At 65.6% G+C, this 17185-nt stretch carries 17 protein-coding genes and 2 pseudogenes; 8 read left to right on the top strand and 11 right to left on the bottom strand.

What is annotated here, in order from left to right:
• Positions 1-168: 168 nt before the first annotated feature.
• Both dapF and mtaB read left to right on the top strand, forming a co-directional pair.
• Positions 169-1038: pseudogene (gene dapF / locus ACD578_RS21310) on the top strand (diaminopimelate epimerase); the annotation flags it as partial.
• A gap of 89 nt (positions 1039-1127) precedes the next feature.
• The gene (mtaB, locus tag ACD578_RS21315) at positions 1128-2381 is read left to right on the top strand and encodes a tRNA (N(6)-L-threonylcarbamoyladenosine(37)-C(2))-methylthiotransferase MtaB (protein ID WP_404288280.1); all 1254 of its coding nucleotides are present in this window, start codon (positions 1128-1130) and stop codon (positions 2379-2381) included.
• Here the strand turns inward: mtaB and ACD578_RS21320 are convergent.
• Positions 2378-3058, bottom strand: a complete 681-nt coding sequence (locus tag ACD578_RS21320; protein ID WP_404288282.1) for an RluA family pseudouridine synthase — start codon at positions 3056-3058, stop codon at positions 2378-2380. The genes mtaB and ACD578_RS21320 overlap by 4 nt on opposite strands.
• 69 nt (positions 3059-3127) lie before the next feature.
• Here ACD578_RS21320 and ftsY point away from each other — a divergent pair, with 69 nt between their 5' ends.
• Positions 3128-4477, top strand: coding sequence for a signal recognition particle-docking protein FtsY (gene ftsY, locus ACD578_RS21325; protein ID WP_404288284.1), 1350 nt, complete (start codon positions 3128-3130; stop codon positions 4475-4477).
• Positions 4474-5070, top strand: a complete 597-nt coding sequence (locus ACD578_RS21330) for a septation protein A (RefSeq protein ID WP_404288286.1) — start codon at positions 4474-4476, stop codon at positions 5068-5070. The genes ftsY and ACD578_RS21330 overlap by 4 nt, the downstream gene beginning before the upstream one ends.
• A gap of 126 nt (positions 5071-5196) precedes the next feature.
• Here the strand turns inward: ACD578_RS21330 and ACD578_RS21335 are convergent, their stop codons facing one another.
• Positions 5197-6540, bottom strand: coding sequence for an adenylate/guanylate cyclase domain-containing protein (locus ACD578_RS21335; protein WP_404288288.1), 1344 nt, complete (start codon positions 6538-6540; stop codon positions 5197-5199).
• A 137-nt stretch (positions 6541-6677) separates the two neighbouring features.
• Here ACD578_RS21335 and ACD578_RS21340 point away from each other — a divergent pair, with 137 nt between their 5' ends.
• Positions 6678-7166, top strand: a complete 489-nt coding sequence (locus ACD578_RS21340) for a YaiI/YqxD family protein (protein WP_404288290.1) — start codon at positions 6678-6680, stop codon at positions 7164-7166.
• On the opposite strand, the gene ACD578_RS21345 is transcribed toward ACD578_RS21340, so the two are convergent.
• From ACD578_RS21345 to ACD578_RS21355, 3 genes are read right to left on the bottom strand one after another with little or no spacing between them, the layout of a single operon-like run.
• Complete coding sequence (locus tag ACD578_RS21345) at positions 7132-7710, bottom strand: DsbE family thiol:disulfide interchange protein (RefSeq protein WP_404288292.1); 579 nt, start codon at positions 7708-7710, stop codon at positions 7132-7134. The genes ACD578_RS21340 and ACD578_RS21345 overlap by 35 nt on opposite strands.
• The gene (ccmD, locus tag ACD578_RS21350) at positions 7703-7858 is read right to left on the bottom strand and encodes a heme exporter protein CcmD (RefSeq protein WP_404288294.1); all 156 of its coding nucleotides are present in this window, start codon (positions 7856-7858) and stop codon (positions 7703-7705) included. The genes ACD578_RS21345 and ccmD overlap by 8 nt, the downstream gene beginning before the upstream one ends.
• A 3-nt stretch (positions 7859-7861) precedes the next feature.
• Positions 7862-8602, bottom strand: coding sequence for a heme ABC transporter permease (locus tag ACD578_RS21355; protein ID WP_404288296.1), 741 nt, complete (start codon positions 8600-8602; stop codon positions 7862-7864).
• Between the two features lie 438 nt (positions 8603-9040).
• Between ACD578_RS21355 and ACD578_RS21360 the strand changes: the two genes are divergently transcribed.
• Positions 9041-10027 carry a M23 family metallopeptidase gene (locus ACD578_RS21360; RefSeq protein WP_404288298.1) on the top strand — a complete coding sequence of 329 codons (987 nt, stop codon included), beginning with the start codon at positions 9041-9043 and terminating at the stop codon, positions 10025-10027.
• Here ACD578_RS21360 and ACD578_RS21365 read toward each other — a convergent pair.
• Positions 10011-10376, bottom strand: coding sequence for an antibiotic biosynthesis monooxygenase family protein (locus tag ACD578_RS21365; RefSeq protein WP_404288300.1), 366 nt, complete (start codon positions 10374-10376; stop codon positions 10011-10013). The genes ACD578_RS21360 and ACD578_RS21365 overlap by 17 nt on opposite strands.
• Positions 10373-10701 (bottom strand): annotated as a pseudogene (locus ACD578_RS21370) (NIPSNAP family protein). Before ACD578_RS21370 ends, ACD578_RS21365 begins: the two are co-directional and overlap by 4 nt.
• 79 nt (positions 10702-10780) lie before the next feature.
• Between ACD578_RS21370 and ACD578_RS21375 the strand changes: the two are divergent.
• Entirely contained in the window at positions 10781-11458 is a 678-nt protein-coding gene (locus ACD578_RS21375; RefSeq protein ID WP_404288302.1) for an ArsR/SmtB family transcription factor, read from the top strand.
• Here the strand turns inward: ACD578_RS21375 and ACD578_RS21380 are convergent.
• From ACD578_RS21380 to ccmA, 4 genes are read right to left on the bottom strand one after another with little or no spacing between them, the layout of a single operon-like run.
• Positions 11453-12349 carry a GNAT family N-acetyltransferase gene (locus tag ACD578_RS21380; RefSeq protein ID WP_404288304.1) on the bottom strand — a complete coding sequence of 299 codons (897 nt, stop codon included), beginning with the start codon at positions 12347-12349 and terminating at the stop codon, positions 11453-11455. The genes ACD578_RS21375 and ACD578_RS21380 overlap by 6 nt on opposite strands.
• A gap of 49 nt (positions 12350-12398) precedes the next feature.
• On the bottom strand, positions 12399-12887 hold the full coding sequence (locus ACD578_RS21385) for a GNAT family N-acetyltransferase (RefSeq protein ID WP_404288306.1): 489 nt from the start codon (positions 12885-12887) through the stop codon (positions 12399-12401).
• Between the two features lie 3 nt (positions 12888-12890).
• Entirely contained in the window at positions 12891-13559 is a 669-nt protein-coding gene (gene ccmB / locus ACD578_RS21390) for a heme exporter protein CcmB (protein ID WP_404288308.1), read from the bottom strand.
• Entirely contained in the window at positions 13556-14188 is a 633-nt protein-coding gene (ccmA, locus tag ACD578_RS21395) for a heme ABC exporter ATP-binding protein CcmA (RefSeq protein WP_404288310.1), read from the bottom strand. Before ccmA ends, ccmB begins: the two co-directional genes overlap by 4 nt.
• A gap of 220 nt (positions 14189-14408) precedes the next feature.
• Here ccmA and acnA point away from each other — a divergent pair, with 220 nt between their 5' ends.
• Positions 14409-17114: an aconitate hydratase AcnA gene (acnA, locus tag ACD578_RS21400; protein ID WP_404288312.1), complete on the top strand. Its 2706-nt coding sequence runs from the start codon at positions 14409-14411 to the stop codon at positions 17112-17114.
• Positions 17115-17185: the final 71 nt, after the last annotated feature.

Here is a 17185-nt window from a genome sequence, read left to right on the forward strand (position 1 = left end):
AGCACCATAGGGAGGTTTTGGTGCAGCGGCGAGGCCGTCCGCGCGCGTCTGTGGAGGACGGATTGCAGCAGGCCCGGAGGCCTCGGGTTTCTAGCCATCTGACGATATTGCCGCAGACAATCGCGATCCCTCTCGCGATTGTCTGCATTTTAAGCCATATACGCCCCCATGACTTCCCTTTCGAACAGCCGTTTTCTGAAAATGAACGGTCTCGGCAACGAGATCACCGTGCTCGACCTGCGCGGCTCCGCCCATCGCGTGAGCGCGGCGGAAGCGCGAGCCATCGCGGCCGATCCGCGCTCGCGCTTCGATCAGCTGATGGTGCTGCACGATCCCGTGACGCCCGGCACCGATGCCTTCATGCGCATCTACAACACTGACGGCTCGGAAGCCGGCGCCTGCGGCAACGGCACCCGCTGCGTCGCCTGGGCGCTGACGGCCGATCCGGTCATGAGTCGTCCGGTTCAAGGCGATCTCGTGCTCGAGACCGGGGCCGGCCTGCTGCCGGTGGAGCAGGTCTCCGATACGGTCTTCACCGTCGACATGGGCCCGCCGCGCTTCGGGTGGAACGAGATTCCCCTGCGCGATCCTTATCCGGACACCCGCACGATCGCGGTCGACACGACGCTGCCCGACGCCCCCGAGCTTCAGGGGCCTTCGGCGGTCAGCATGGGCAATCCGCACGCGATCTTCTGGGTCGAGGATGCGCAGGCCTATGACCTCGCCGCCATCGGGCCGAAATTCGAGCATGATCCGGTCTTCCCGACGCGCGCCAACATCTCGTTCGCTCAAGTTCCGAGCTCCGAACACATCGTGCTGCGCGTCTGGGAGCGCGGTGCCGGCGCAACCCGTGCCTGCGGTTCCGCCGCCTGCGCGGCCCTCGTGGCAGCTGCCCGCAAGGGGCTGACCGGGCGCAAGGCCGTGGTGACGCTCCCGGGTGGCGATCTCATCATCGAATGGCGCGAGAGCGACGGCCACGTGCTCATGACCGGCCCGACCGAACTGGAGCACGAGGGCACCTTCTCCCCTGCCCTCTTTACACGCTTCGAGACGCAACCTCATCCTGAGGAGCCGCCGCAAGGCGGCGTCTCGAAGGACGAGGTCGCTCCTCAGCATGAGAGGGTTCGATGAGCGTCGAGGTCGTCACCTTCGGCTGCCGGCTCAACACCTACGAGTCGGAGGCCATGCAGCGCCACGCGGAAGAGGCGGGCCTTGGCGAAGTCGTGATCGTCAACACCTGCGCGGTCACCGGCGAGGCAACGCGCCAAGCGCGTCAGTCGATCCGCAAGCTCGCCCGCGAGAAGCCCGGTGCCCGCATCATCGTGACGGGCTGCGCCGCGCAAGTGGAGCCTGAAACCTTCGCGGCGATGCCGGAGGTTTCCCAAGTCGTCGGCAACCACGAGAAGATGAAGGCCGAAACCTGGGCCGGCATGCGCGATTTCGGCGTGGGCGTGAGCGAAAAGGTTTTGGTCAACGACATCATGGCGGTGAAGGAAACCGCCGTGCATCTCATCGACGGCATGCGCGGGCGCACCCGCGCCTTCGTGCAGGTGCAGAACGGCTGCGACCATCGCTGCACCTTCTGCATCATCCCTTACGGCCGCGGCAATTCCCGCTCCGTTCCCATGGGCGCGGTGGTGGACCAGGTGCGCAATCTCGTGGAGCACGGCTCCCGCGAGGTGGTGCTCACCGGCGTCGACATCACGAGCTACGGCAAGGATCTGCCGGGCGAGCCGAAGCTCGGCACGTTTGTGAAAGGTCTGCTGCGCCATGTGCCGGACCTGGAGCGCCTGCGCATCTCTTCCATCGATTCCGTCGAGGCGGACGACGATCTTCTGGATGTGATCGCCAGCGAGAACCGCCTGATGCCGCATCTGCATCTCTCGCTTCAGGCCGGTGACGACATGGTGCTGAAGCGCATGAAGCGCCGCCACCTGCGCAACGACGCCATCGCCTTCTGCGAACAGGTGAAGCGCCTGCGCCCCGACATGGTGTTCGGTGCCGACATCATCGCGGGCTTCCCGACCGAAACCGAGGAGATGTTCTCCCGCTCCCTCGACATTGTCGAGGAATGCGGCCTGACCCATCTCCACGTCTTCCCGTTCTCACCCCGCCCCGGCACGCCGGCCGCACGCATGCCGCAGGTGGCGCGCGATGTGGTGAAGGATCGCGCGCGTCGCCTGCGCGAAAAGGGCGAGGCCGCGCTGCTGAAGCATCTCGGGGAGGAAATCGGAGCGAGACGCAACGTACTGATCGAGACGAACCAGCTCGGCCGCACGGAGGGCTTTACCCTGGTGCGCTTCGACAAGCCCGTGACGCCGGGCGAGATCGTGCCTGCGACCATCGCCGGCCACGACGGCAAGGACTTGCTGGCGGCTTAAATTACGCCGCCGCAGGCCGCGATTCGCTCCCGCATGTGCTCCGGCACCGGCGCCTCGGCCGTGATCGGCGGCTTCCTCGGATAGAGCGGCACGGTGACGCTTCTCGCGTGCAGATGCAGGCCCGGACCATGAAAGCGCGGGGCCGTGCCGTAGATCGGATCGCCGAGAATCGGAAAGTTCATGGCCGCGCAATGGACCCGCAACTGATGGGTGCGGCCGGTGATGGGGCGCAGTTCGAGGAGGGTCAGGCCCTCGCCCCGGCCAAGCACCCGCCATTGCGTCAGGGATGGCTGGCCCTTGGGATCGACCTTCATCCACCAGCCGCGATCAGGCGATTTCGGCGCGAGTGGAAGATCAATCTCGCCGTCGCCTTCGTGAGGCCCGCCCTCGACGACGGCCCAATAGACCTTGTCGACCTCTTTCTTGCGGAACAGTTCGTTGAGCCGCGCGATGGCCTTCGGATGGCGGCCGAGAACAAGGCAGCCGGAGGTGTCCTTGTCGAGGCGGTGCGCGGCCTCCGGACGGCGCGGCAAACCGAAGCGGAGGGCATCGAGGTGATGAAACAGCGTCTCGCCTCCCTTGGGGCCGGGATGCACGGCTAAGCCGGTGGGCTTGTCGATCACGAGCATCAGGGCATCGCGATACAGCAATCGGGACACTATCTCTTCCGCATTCATGATCCCTCGGCTATCGAGGCACGCGCATGAATGCAAGCACGAGATTTTTAAGAGGCGAGAGCGAGACCCATGGCCGAAACCAAGCCCGACAAGCCCGGATTCCTCTCCCGTCTGTTCGGGCGCAAGGCTGAAGCTCCTGTGGTCCCCGAACCGGCGCCAGAGACACCGCGGGCCGGCGGCCATCCCGATACGATGCCCTCGCCGCCGGCGAATGCCGCAGACGATCTGACGGCCGCGCCCCCGACCGTGACCACCGCCTCCCCCGATACGACGGAGGAGGACAAGACGCCGCCGGAGCTGGCCGGGGCCGATCTCCAACCCGTGGAGGGCCTGGACCCGGAGGGCACCAACCCGCAGGAGCCGCTGCCGCGCATCGTGACCGAGGCCGGACCCGAGCTGCGCCCCGACATTGCAGCCGCGGACCTGCCGGCCCCTGAACCTGCGCCCGCGGAGATCCTTCCCTCTCCCGCGCCCGAGATCAAGCCAGCCCCGGCCCGAGGCTGGTGGCAGCGTCTTACGGAGGGCATGCGCCGCACGTCCTCGTCCCTCTCCGACAGCGTGACCGGTCTCTTCACCAAGCGCAAACTCGACGACGCGACGCTCGAAGAGCTGGAGGACGCCCTGGTCCAGGCCGATCTCGGCGTGCCCACCGCCATGCGGATCACGGAGGCGATCGCGTCGGGCCGCTACAACAAGGAGATCTCTCCGCAGGAGGTGAAGACCATTTTGGCGGGCGAGGTGGAGAAGACTCTCCAGCCCGTCGCCCAGGCGCTGACCATCGATCGCACGAAAAAGCCCTTCGTCATCCTCATGGTCGGCGTGAACGGGGCGGGCAAGACCACGACCATCGGCAAGCTCTCGCAAAAGTTCCGGCAGCAAGGCCTGACGGTGATGCTGGCTGCCGGCGACACCTTCCGCGCCGCGGCCATCGAGCAGCTCAAAATCTGGGGCGAGCGGGTCGGCGCGCCGGTCCTGGCCCGCGGGCAGGGTGCCGATGCGGCCGGCCTCGCCTATGATGCGCTGCAGGAGGCTAAGGCCGACGGCACGGATGTGCTCCTCATCGACACGGCGGGTCGTCTGCAGAACAAGGCCGGGCTGATGGCCGAGCTCGAAAAGATCGTGCGCGTCGTGAAGAAATTCGATCCGTCCGCGCCGCATGCCACCCTCCTCGTGCTCGACGCGACGGTGGGCCAGAACGCCATGAGCCAGGTCGAGCTGTTCCAGAAGGCGGCGGGCGTGACCGGCCTCGTGATGACCAAGCTCGACGGCACCGCTCGCGGCGGCATCCTGGTGGCGCTGGCCGAGAAATTCCGCCTGCCCGTGCACTTCATCGGGGTCGGCGAAGGGGTCGAGGACCTGGAACCTTTCACCGCACGGGATTTCGCAAAAGCCATCGCCGGGTTAGAAGCAACCTCATGACCGACGCAAAGCGCCTCCCTCCTCTGCTCAAGCTCGCCCTTGAACTCGGGCCCCTCGCCCTGTTCTTCCTCGGCAACGCCTATGGCGACCGGTTCGGCTTCCCGGAAGGCCAGCGCATCTTCGCCGCCACGGGCGTCTTCATCGTGGCGACGGTGATCGCCTTGGGGATCAGCTACCTGCTGGTCCGCAAGCTGCCGATCATGCCGGTGGTATCGGGCATCGTCGTGGTGGTCTTCGGCGGGCTCACGCTGTTCCTGCAGGACGAGACCTTCATCAAGCTCAAGCCCACCATCGTGAACACGATGTTCGGGCTCGCGCTGCTCGGCGGCCTCTATTTCCGCAAGCCCCTGCTCCAGATCGTGCTCGACAGCGTGTTCGATCTCACGGACGAGGGCTGGCGCAAGCTGACTTTGCGCTGGGCCCTGTTCTTCTTCGCGCTCGCCGCGTTGAACGAGATCGTCTGGCGCACGCAGACCACGGATTTCTGGGTCAGCTTCAAGGTCTTCGGCATCATGCCGCTCACCATCGCCTTCGCGCTGGCGCAGACGCCGCTGCTGCTGCGGCATGAAATCAAGAAGGCGGAAGAGGTTTAAGCTGCTCTCCAACCCTACGTCATCACCGGCCTTGTGCCGGTGATCCCGATCGGTAAGGCGCGGCGCCTCACAGAATCGAGATGGCCGGGACGAGCCCGGCCATGACAAGGGAGCGTTCGGTGCGCCTCACCCCACCGGCTTCATCAGCACCATCTTGCGGGTGACGCCCGGGAGGGGTTCGCACTCGACCTCCGTCCAGAGCGACTCCTCGCCCGCAGTCACGACAGTCTCCTGCGAGGCCAGCAGTTCGCAGTCGGCGGCTTTCGTCGCCTGCTCGATCCGCGAGGCGATGTTGACGGTCTCGCCGACCACGGTGAATTCAAGGCGGCTCTCGTCACCCACCACGCCGCAGAAGACGTCGCCTGTATGGATGCCGATGCCGAGGCGCACCGGTGGGTTGAAGCCGCGCTTGGCGTTCCAGCGTTCGATCAGGGTCAGAAGTGTGCGGCCGCAGGCGAGCGCCCGGCTTGCATCGCCTTCCCGCGCACCAGGCACTCCGAACAGGATGAGCGCCCCGTCGCCGGTGAACTTGTCGATGACGCCGCCATGCCGGGAAGCCGCCCTCAAGACTCGCCGGCGGAACGATGTGATGAAGACGGCAAGCTGCGCCGGCTCCATGGTCTCGCCGAAGGTCGTCGAGGCACGGATGTCGACGAAGAGCAGGGTCACCGGGATGCGCCGTCCCTGACGCAGGGAGGCGAAGGCCTGATCGGTGAGGATCGGCGCGAGTTCGCGCGGCAGATAGCGAGTGAGCGTCACGCGCAGGGTGGTCTCGCGCACGGCCCGTTCCAGCATGAGGCGTCCCTGGCGCGCCACGAGGATCAGGATCAAGGCGGCGGCGAAGATCATGACGAGGCGGACCAGATTGGCCTGCGGCGAAAACAGCCCGACGAGTTCGACCAAATCCTCCTGACGCTGCGCGGGGCTTAAGAAACCGCCGCCGAAGGCGAGCAGCGAGAGGCCCACCACATAGACGGCTGCCACGAAGGCCTGAAGCCGCGGCTGATAGTGAATGGCCGCGGCCGCCATGGTGATCGGTACGACCCAGGCCACCGGAAAGACCGCAAAGAGGCTGCCGGGAATGCCGAGGCCCCAATGGGTGTAGCCAAGATTGCCGAGGATGAGACACGCGTCGAGAATGGCGGTGATGACCGGCAGTTTTTCGATGGCGATCCGCTTCGAGGCGAGCCAGGCTCCGACCCATCCGAGGGCTCCGAACAGCATCAGGGTCAACTCCGCGGCCCAAAGCTGCTTGAGCGCCATGGGATTGGTGAGCTCGACGCTCGCCGTGGTGACCAGGACGGCGAGCAGCAGCAGCCCGGCCGTGACCATGCGCGCGAGCCCCGCCCGCTGCAGCGCGCCCGTATCGGCCTCGCGGATCAGGCGATGCGTGGCATCGCTCAGGACCGGAGTCGTCCGTAAGTTATCGATAAGGCCGAGAGCGGCGCGGATGCGGGATCGAGGGGTCACGGGTTTCTTTTTGCTCCCGGATGGGTTGATCTTTCAGGCCGACACGTGCGTCAACGTCGATTACCGAATGGTTACGCCATCATGACCTGCCGGAACGATCCGGCATCATCCCCGCATCCCACAGGAATATATGGATCATGAACGAAGCCTTCCAAGCGATCACCCTCTATGTGGATGCGGATGCCTGTCCGGTGAAGCCCGAGATCTATCGCGTCGCCGGCCGTCATCGGGTCAAGGTCTTCGTGGTGTCCAATTCCTTTCTACAGGTGCCGCAGAATCCGCTGATCGAACGCATCGTGGTGAGCGCAGGGTTTGACGCAGCCGACGACTGGATCGCCGAGCGCGCCGGGCCCGGCGCCATCGTGATCACCGCCGACATCCCGCTCGCGAGCCGCTGCGTGAAGGCGGGCGCCGAGGTGATCGGCCCGACCGGAAAGCCCTTCACGGAAGCCTCCGTCGGCATGGCGCTTGCGACCCGCAACCTGATGGAGGACCTGCGCGCCATGGGTGAGATCACCGGTGGCCCGAAGGCCTTTTCACCCAAAGACCGTTCGGCCTTCCTCTCGGCGCTGGACGTGGCGATCAACCGCCTCAAGCGCGCGGGATTTGGCTCAAGCGCTCCTTGAACGCCGAAAAATTCTCTGGCGTCAGCGGGCCGATATGCTTGTGGCGGATGGTGCCGTCGGGGCCGACGATGAAGGTCTCGGGCACGCCGTAGACGCCCCAGTCGATGGAGGCGCGGCCGTTCGGATCGACACCGACGGCCGCGTAAGGGTTGCCGAGCGCGCCGAGGAAGCGGCGGGCGTTGTCGGGATTGTCCTTCTGGTTGATGCCGACCACGCGGACCGACGGATCCCTGGCGAGATCGACCAGCAGCGGATGCTCCTGCCGGCAGGGCGCGCACCACGAAGCCCAGACATTCACCACCGTCACGCGGCCCTTGAGATCCGCATTCGAGAAGCCAGGAACGGCCTGACCATTGGCCAGAAGACCTTCGAGCGGCGCGAGATTGAAGTTGGGAACAGGCTTGTTGATGAGGACCGAGGGCACCTCGGCGGGATTTTTTCCTGAGATCAGCTGTACCCCGAAGAGCACCACCAGCGCGACGAAGACGAGCGCAGGCAGGAGGAAGAGGAGGCGGGAGCGCGGGCGCTCGGCGGCTTCAGCCACGGCGGGACCTCCGGCCGATGCCGCGCGCTTCGAGTTCGGCCAGCGCACGGACCTGGATGCGATGATCGATGATTGCGCGCAGGATCAATCCGACGACGACCAGCGCCGTCAGGATATAGGAAAACGCGATGAAGAACGTGTGCGCCATGGGTCAGGCCGCCTGTGCATCGAGGCGCTCGGCCTCGAGGATGGTGAGCGTGCGCACCCGGCGGCGCAGGATCTCGGTGCGCATGCCCGACAGATGCAGCGCGAGGCCCGTCAGGGTGAAGGCGATGGCCATGATCAGGAGCGGCACCAGCATGGAGGGATGGATCGTCGGCCCGCCGAGCCGGAACACGGAGGCCGGCTGGTGCAGGGTGTTCCACCAGTCGACGGAGAATTTCACGATTGGCACGTTCACCGCGCCCACAAGCGTCAGGATCGACACGGCGCGGGCGGCGCGGTTCGGCTCCTCGATGGCGCGCCAAAGGGCCAGGATGCCGAGATAGATCAGCAGCATCACCAGCATGGAGGTGAGGCGCGCATCCCACTGCCAGTAAGTGCCCCACATGGGCTTGCCCCAGAGTGAGCCGGTGACGAGGCAGATCAGCGTGAAGGCGGCGCCGATGGGCGCGGCCGCCTTCTGCGACACGTCGGCCAGGGGATGGCGCCAGACCAGCGTGCCGAGCGCTGAAGCGGCCATGATCATGTAGAAGAACAGGGACAGCCAGGCCGCCGGGACATGGATGTACATGATCTTGACCGTCTCGCCCTGCTGGTAATCGGCCGGCGCCGTGAACCAGACCATGTAGAGGCCGACCGCCAGGAGCAGTGCCGCTAGGCCTGCCAGCCAGGGCAGAATCGCGCCGCTGAGGCTCATGAAGCGGGTCGGATTGGCAAGCTCTCGGATCATGAGGTCGATGTAGCGGCCTTGGACTGCGCCTGCAACGTGGAGATCGTCGCAAGGCGCATAACGTTTTCGCCAGAGTGATAGTTTTTAGGCGGTTTGGCGAGGTTTGAGCATTCCGGGATTGTGCGTCGGACCTTGGCTTTAGTGTCTCTGAGATCCAGCCCACACTCACGTCATCACCGGCCTTGTGCCGGTGATCCCGATGAATTGAAACGCAGAGCCTTACCTTATCGGGATAGCCGGGACAGGCAGGCCGTGACGCGGTGGATGTCATCCTCGGCGGCCGCAGGCCGGGAAGGGGATCCACGGTCAGGCGCAGAGCTATGGATTCCCTTCCCCTCCGCTGACGCTCCGGCCGGGAATGACATCAAGCCAATTGCCCTGCCCTTCATCCGCCCCAAGAACCAGCCTATAATCCCGCATCATTGTTGCGGAGCGATCATGCGCCTTGGATTCTTGAGCCTCTTCGGCCTTACGTTCGCTCTTCCCGCAGCCGCGCAAGACATCACCTTGCGCCTGCCTGTCGCCTGCGAGATCGGTCGCAGCTGCTTCATCCAGCATTACGTTGACCGCGATCCGTCGCCTGCCGCAAGCGACTACCAATGCGGCACCCTCACCTATGAGGCCCACGACGGCACGGACATCCGGATTCCGACTATGGCCGCGCAGAAGGCCGGCGTCGATGTCATCGCTGCGGCCGATGGCAAGGTGCTGCGGATCCGTGACGGCGTGGAGGATGCCTCGATCACCGGACGCGGTCGGGAGAGTGTTGCCAACACCGAATGCGGGAACGGCGCTGTCGTCGATCACGGTAATGGCTGGGAGGCGCAGTACTGCCATCTGGCGAAGGGCAGCCTCGCCGTGAAGCCGGGCGACGGGGTGAAGACCGGCGACCGGATTGGAAAAATCGGATTGTCGGGCATGACGGAATTTCCGCACCTGCATTTCACCCTGCGCAAGGACGGCAAGCCGGTCGATCCCTTTGCCTATGGTGCGCCCGAAACGTCGTGCGGCGGCGGCAGCTCGTTGTGGGAGGCCTCGCTCCAGCGGACGCTCGCCTATCAGGGCGGCAGTGTCCTCAACAAGGGCTTCGCCCCTGGTCCTGTGACGATGGATTCCATCGAATCCGGCGCGGCCGAGCAGGAGATGCCCACGACCAAGTCTCCTGCGCTCGTGGCCTATGTCCGCGCGATCGGCCTGAAGGGCGGCGACGTGCAGACGCTCACCCTGTTCGACCCCGACGGCAAGCCGCTCGCCCAGAACAAGGCCCCACCCCTCGACCGCGCCAAGGCGCAATGGATGGCCTTTGCCGGGGTGAGGCAGCCGGCGGGCGGTTTCCGCCCCGGCCTCTACCGCGCCATCTACCAGGTCGAGCGCGATGGAAAGCCCGCCATCGAGCAGGCCTTCGGGATCAGCCTCCGGCCGTGATGCCTTCATGCGCCTGCCGGCTATCCGCCGGAGCCTCATTGCGCTCGTTCAAGCCGTAGTCGCGGATCACGGCCGCGACCCGCAGGCGGTAATCGCGGAAGACGCCGGTGCGGCCGGCCCCTTGGGTCGCGCGATGGGACGGGAGATTGCGCCAGGCCCGCACCGCCTCCTCGTCGCGCCAGAACGACAGGGACAGGAGCTTCCCGGGTTCGGCGAGGCTCTGGAAGCGCTCGACGGAGATGAAGCCGTCCATGGCCGTCAGGTCGGAGCGGAGCGCGGCGGCAAGACCCAGATAATCCCGCTTTCCGCCATCCCCGTCCGGCCACACCTCGAAGATCACAGCGATCATGGTTTCAAGAGCTCCGCATGAGGGGCCGAGACCAGCCGCAGGAAGATCCGGTCTTCCCGGCGGATGAACTGCTCCCTTTAGCGAATTCGTAATTGGCGCGCCCTGCGGAATCGCCGCGCAGGCGCTCGCGATAGGCCTCGTATTCGGCGAGGTTCCTGATGTTGTAGAGCCCGTAGGCCGTCGTGGCGGAGCCCTCGTGCGGCGCGTAATAGCCGATGAGATCGGCGCCGCAACGGGGAATGGCTTGCCCCCAGTTGCGGGCATACTCGTTGAAAGCCTCCACTTTGAAGGGGTCGATCTCATAGCGAATGAAGCAGGTGATCATCTCAACACATCCTGTCTGCTGGAACGCATCCCCGTCTTAGCACATTGCCGGACGTCAATGGTTCGGCTATGATCGAACTATGAAAGATGGTCCCGTCATCGCGTCCGTGGCTGCCCTCCTGGGCGATCCGGCCCGGGCCAATATCCTCACCGCCCTCATGGATGGGCGAGCGCTCACCGTGAGCGAGCTCGCAGAAGCCGCGGGCGTCACGATTCAGACCGCAAGCGGTCATCTGTCCAAGCTCGATGCCGCCAACCTGCTGACCGCGGAGAAGCAAGGACGGCATCGCTATTTCCGGCTCTCGGGACCGGACGTGGCCCAGGTTCTGGAGGCCCTGATGGGCCTCGCCCAGCGCACCGGGGCGACCCGCGTCAGGACCGGCCCGAAGGATGCCGCGCTCAGATCCGCCCGTGTCTGCTACGATCATCTCGCCGGGGAGCGCGGCGTCGCGATGCTGAACGGAGCCCTGCGCCGGGGCCTCATCGAAGGCGGGCACGATCTCGCCCTCACGGACAAGGGCCGCGTCTTCTTCGCCGATTTCGGAATCGATCTGTCCAGGTTGGAAAGGGGCCGCCGCCCGGTCTGCCGGGCCTGTCTCGACTGGAGCGAGCGGCACAGCCATCTCGGCGGCGCATTGGGTGCCGGGATCCTTTCCACGATGATCGACAGGAAATGGGTCCGGCGCGATGCGGGCCGCGTTCTCACCTTCACCTGCGAGGGCGTGGAGGGATTCGAAGCGGCGTTCGGCCTGTCATAGAGAGTTCGATCCCAGCCGCTTCTCGAACCAGTGATGCGCATAAGGCTCGCTGTTGAAGGGGGTGACTTCCCGATAGCCTTCCTGGCGATAGAGCGCCTGAGCCTCCGTCAGGGTGCGGTTGGTCTCCAGGTGCAGCCTCTCAAGACCCGCGTCGCGGGCCTTTTGCTCGAGCAGGCGCAGCACTTTTCGCGCAATCCCGAGACCGCGCGCGGAGGGCGACGTCCACATCCGCTTGATCTCGCCCGTGATGCCGTCCCCCGCTTTGAGCGCGCCGCACCCCACGGGATGGCCGTCGAGCCGGGCGACGATGAAAAAGCCTGCCGGCGGCGTCATTTCCTCGATGGTGGCCGGGTTGCTTCTGGCAGGGTCGAAGCCGATCTCGAAACGCTCGGCAAGCTCCCTGAAATACTGCTCCAGACATGAGCGCGCCGCGGCGCTGTCCGGCCTCTCGAGGCGCAGCTCCACCGCGCCTGCACGCAGCAACCGCTCGACATCCGCCATGGCGTTCACCAGACGCTCGCGCTGAACCGGGTCGAGGGGTGAGAGGAACGAGGCTGCGAGATCGTCCGACAACGAATCGTAAGTCGCACGTTCCGTACGCCCCTTCGGTGTCAGGACGACGCGCCGGACCCGTGCATCGCCCGTCCGGCCGTGGGTCTTCACAAGCCCTTGGGCTTCCAGCGAACGCAGCAGGCGGCTGACATAGCCCGAATCGAGCTTGAGCCTGTCGCGCAGGGCCCGCACATCAATGCCGTCCGGTCCAATCTCGTGCAGGAGCCGCGCTTCGCCCAGGGGGCGACCGCGCCGAAGATAACTGTCCTCCAGCGCGCCCACATGCTGCGTGACGACGCGGTTGAAGCGGCGAACCTGCTCGATCTGGCGCTCGTTCATTATCTGACTCTAGTCAGAGGATCAGGGCGACGCAAGCTTTCGTCCGCTTCTAGCCAGTCGGATAGGACTCGATCTCGTCGAAGCCCAGCGAGCGATAGAGCCGCAGCGCTCCGGATGGATTGCCGGTATCAACCTTCAGGTCGACGAAAAAGGCCCCTCTTTCCGAAAAGGCACGGAGCACGTGGCACAGCAGGGCCGAGCCCAGTCTCTGCCGACGCATCGCCGGAGCGACCGCCAGATCCTTGATAAAGGCGCTCGTCCAGCACTGCGCCACCCCCAGAATCTCACCTTGCTCATCCGCCGCGATAAAGCAGAGCGTCGGATCATACTCCGAATCATCTCGCAGGCTCGGCCACCAGATCGCGAAGGGCTCCACATAGCCGCCGCCCTGCGCGTAAGCCTTCCCAAGGAGCGCATGGACTTGCCCCGCATGCAGGTCCGGCTCGAAGGGAATCAATCCGATTCCCGCCGGCCATGCAGTCTCCGGCACGGGTTCGGCCAGAGAGCGGCGCATGCGCAGGACGAGGCGCTCGGTCATCGGCTATTCCCCCGACCGCAGGGCGGCAGCAGCCCCGACCGTGCCGACCACCGCGGCGATCAGCGACAGGGCAATCAGGATCAGGAACGGCGTTGCGAACGGGATCGTGCCGCCGAGAGCCGCATTGGCCGCCGAGACGCCGAAGATCAGGGTCGGGATCATGAAAGGCAGGACGAGGATCGCCAGGATCAGCCCGCCGCGCCGTAAAGAGGAGGTAAGCGCCGCGCCCACCGCCCCGATGAAGGTGAGCGCGGGCGTGCCGACCAGAAGGGTCGCCACCATGGCGAGCATGCCTTCCGGCGAGAGGGCGACGAGCAGGCCGAGGAAGGGCGCCGCGACGGCGAGCGGCAGGCCGGTGACGAGCCAATAAGCCACCACCTTCGCCAGCACGACGATCTCCAGGGGCGCGGGCGACAGGCGCAGAAGATCGAGGGACCCATCCTCCTGATCGGCCTGGAACAGCCGGTCGAGACCGATGAGCGTGGCGAGTAACGCGGCGATCCAAAGGATCGCCGGGCCGATGCGCGAGAGCAGGTTGAGGTCGGGCCCGAGCGCGAAGGGAATGAGCGTCACGATCATCAGGAAGAAGATGAGCCCCATGACGCCCGAACCGCCGACGCGGGCGGCGAGCTTCAGGTCGCGGATCAGGAGCGCGCGGAAGGAGCGAATCATGCTCCCTCTCCCGCGAGGGCTACGGGAGAGAGGCTCCGCTCGATCCGGATCTCCTTCGCGTCCGTCAGGAAGAGCGGCGAATGGGTCGTGGCCGCGATCATGCCGCCGTTCTCCCGATGGCTCTCGAGCAGGAGGCGCAAGGTCTCCTGAGAGGCGGTGTCGAGGGCGGAGGTCGGCTCATCCAGAAGCCAGAGCGGCCGTCTGGCCACTAGCAGACGGGCGAGCGCGACCCGTCGGCGCTGCCCGGCCGAGAGATAGGCGACCGGCAGCCGGGCCGCGTGGGCCAGTCCGACCGCTTCAAGGGCCTCCCTCGGCAACAAATCCGGGTTGCCGAGGAAATCGCGGGCAAAGGTCAGGTTCTCTTCCGCCGTGAGCGCCGCCTTCAGGCCATCGCGATGGCCCACATAATGCAGGCATTCGGCCAGGGTTCGCTCGCCGGCACCATCGAAGAGGATCATGCCGGCTGCGGGGTGCAGCCGGCCGGCCAGGATGTCGAGGAGGGAGGACTTGCCGGCGCCGTTGCGGCCGGTGATCACCAGGGCCTCGCCGGCCTGCAGGGTAAACGAAACGCCTTCGAAGATCCGGCGCTCCCCCCGCTCGCAGGCCAAATTGTTAACGCTCAGACGCAAACCCTGCACCCCTGCCCTGATTGCACCCCAGAATGGTTCTAAACCGTGTAGCGGGATGGTTCGAAATGATCTATAGCACCCCTGGCTGCGCCGCGCGCCAAGGCGTCCAATCCGCCTCGCGCGCTTACTCCCCTGTCCGGGCGCCCCCGGAGCGGCGCGCGCATATCGCGCTTTCGGCCGAACACAATGTTCGTAACCCAAATGCACGCGAGGATTCGCCGTGACGCTCAACAATAGCTTCAATGCCCGCCAGACCCTTCAGGTCGGTGACAAGTCCTACACCTATTACTCCCTCGTCGAGGCCGAGAAGAACGGTCTCACCGGCGCCTCGAAGCTGCCCTTCTCCATGAAGGTGCTGCTCGAGAACCTTCTGCGCTACGAGGACGGCCGCACGGTCACCAAGGCCGATATCGAGGCCATGGCCGCCTGGCTCAACAACAAGGGCAAGGACGAGAAGGAGATCGCCTATCGTCCCGCCCGCGTCCTGATGCAGGACTTCACCGGCGTTCCGGCCGTGGTGGATCTGGCCGCCATGCGCGACGCCATGAAGAACCTCGGCGGCGACCCGCGCAAGATCAACCCGCTCGTGCCCGTCGACCTCGTCATCGACCATTCGGTGATCGTCGACGAGTTCGGCACCCCGAAGGCCTTCGATCGCAACGTGGAGCTGGAATACCAGCGCAACGGCGAGCGCTACCGCTTCCTCAAGTGGGGCCAGACCGCCTTCGAGAACTTCTCCGTCGTGCCCCCCGGCACCGGCATCTGCCACCAGGTGAACCTGGAGTTCCTGTCCCAGACCGTCTGGACCCGCAAGGACACGGCGACCGGCGAGGAGACCGCCTATCCGGACACGCTCGTCGGCACCGATTCGCACACCACCATGGTCAACGGCCTCGCCGTTCTCGGCTGGGGCGTGGGCGGCATCGAGGCGGAGGCCGCCATGCTCGGCCAGCCGGTCTCCATGCTCATCCCCGAGGTGATCGGCTTCAAGCTCACCGGCAAGCTCCGTGAGGGCGTGACCGCCACCGACCTCGTGCTCACCGTCACCCAGATGCTGCGCAAGAAGGGCGTGGTCGGCAAGTTCGTGGAATTCTACGGCCCCGGCCTCACCGACATGTCGGTCGCGGACCGTGCCACCATCGGCAACATGGCTCCCGAATACGGCGCCACCTGCGGCTTCTTCCCCGTCGATGCCAAGACCATCGATTACCTGCGCACCACGAGCCGCAGCAACGAGCGCGTCGCCCTCGTCGAGGCCTATGCCAAGGCGCAGGGCATGTGGCTGACCCCCGACATGGCGGACCCGGTCTTCACGGACACCCTTGAGCTCAACCTTAACGACGTGGTTCCCTCGCTCGCCGGTCCGAAGCGTCCGCAGGATCGCGTCACGTTGGACACTGCCAAGCCCGAGTTCCTCGGCGCCATGGAGAAGGAATTCCGCAAGGCCGGCGAGATCGGCAAGCGCGTGAAGGTGGACGATGCCAATTACGATCTCGGCCACGGCGACGTGGTGATCGCGGCGATCACCTCCTGCACCAACACCTCGAACCCGAGCGTGATGATCGGCGCCGGCCTGCTCGCCCGCAACGCGGTGAAGAAGGGCCTGACCTCCAAGCCGTGGGTGAAGACCTCGCTCGCGCCGGGATCGCAGATCGTCGAGGAATACTTCAAGAAGGCCGGCCTCCAGGGCGACCTGGATGCGCTCGGCTTCAACCTCGTGGGCTTCGGCTGCACCACCTGCATCGGCAACTCGGGCCCGCTGCCGGAAAACATCTCGAAGGCGATCAACGACAACGACCTCGTGGCCGTGTCGGTCCTCTCAGGCAACCGCAACTTCGAAGGCCGCGTGAACCCGGACGTGCGCGCGAACTACCTCGCCTCGCCGCCGCTGGTGGTGGCCTATGCGCTCGCCGGTTCCATGCTGGTGGATCTCGTCAACGATCCGCTGGGCACGGGCTCGGACGGAAAGCCGGTGTACCTCAAGGACATCTGGCCGTCGTCCGTGGAAGTGCAGGAGTTCATCGACCGCACGATCACCAGCGAGCTGTTCAAGACCCGCTACGCCGACGTGTTCTCGGGCGACGCCAATTGGAAGAAGGTCACCTTCGAGCCGGGGCTCACCTACGAGTGGGACATGGGTTCGACCTATGTGCAGAACCCGCCTTACTTCGAGGGCATGACCAAGGAGCCCAAGCCCGTCACGGACATCCTGAACGCGCGGATTCTGGGCCTCTTCCAGGACTCGATCACCACCGACCACATCTCCCCCGCAGGCAACATCCGCGCCGCCTCGCCGGCCGGTGAATACCTGCAGTCGCACCAGGTGCGCGTCGCCGACTTCAACCAGTACGGCACCCGTCGCGGCAACCACGAGGTCATGATGCGCGGCACCTTCGCCAACATCCGCATCAAGAACCAGATGGTGAAGGACGAGAGCGGCCACGTGGTCGAGGGCGGCTACACCATCCACCACCCCTCCGGCGAGCGGATGTTCATCTACGACGCCGCCATGCGCTACAAGGCCGAGGGCGTTCCGCTCATTGTGTTCGCCGGCAAGGAATACGGCACCGGCTCGTCCCGCGACTGGGCGGCCAAGGGCACGAACCTGCTCGGCGTGCGCGCCGTCATCGCCGAGAGCTTCGAGCGCATCCACCGCTCGAACCTCGTCGGCATGGGGGTCGCCCCCTTCGTGTTCGAGCAGGGCACGTCCTGGGAGACCCTCGGCCTCAAGGGCGACGAGACCATCACCATCAAGGGGCTGGCCGGCGAATTGAAGCCGCGCCAGCGCATGGAGATGGAGGTCACCTTCGCCGACGGCTCGGTGCGCAAGGTGCCGGTGCATTGCCGCATCGATACGCTGGAGGAGGTCGAGTACTTCCGCAACGGCGGCATCCTGCACTACGTCCTGCGCCAGCTCGCGGCTTGAAGCAAATAACGAAAGGCCCGCTCTTCGGACGAGGAGCGGGCACTTTTGCGTCGGTGAGGATGTCAAAGTCA

This window comes from Microvirga sp. RSM25, from assembly GCF_044784385.1.
Taxonomy (GTDB): domain Bacteria; phylum Pseudomonadota; class Alphaproteobacteria; order Rhizobiales; family Beijerinckiaceae; genus Microvirga; species Microvirga tunisiensis.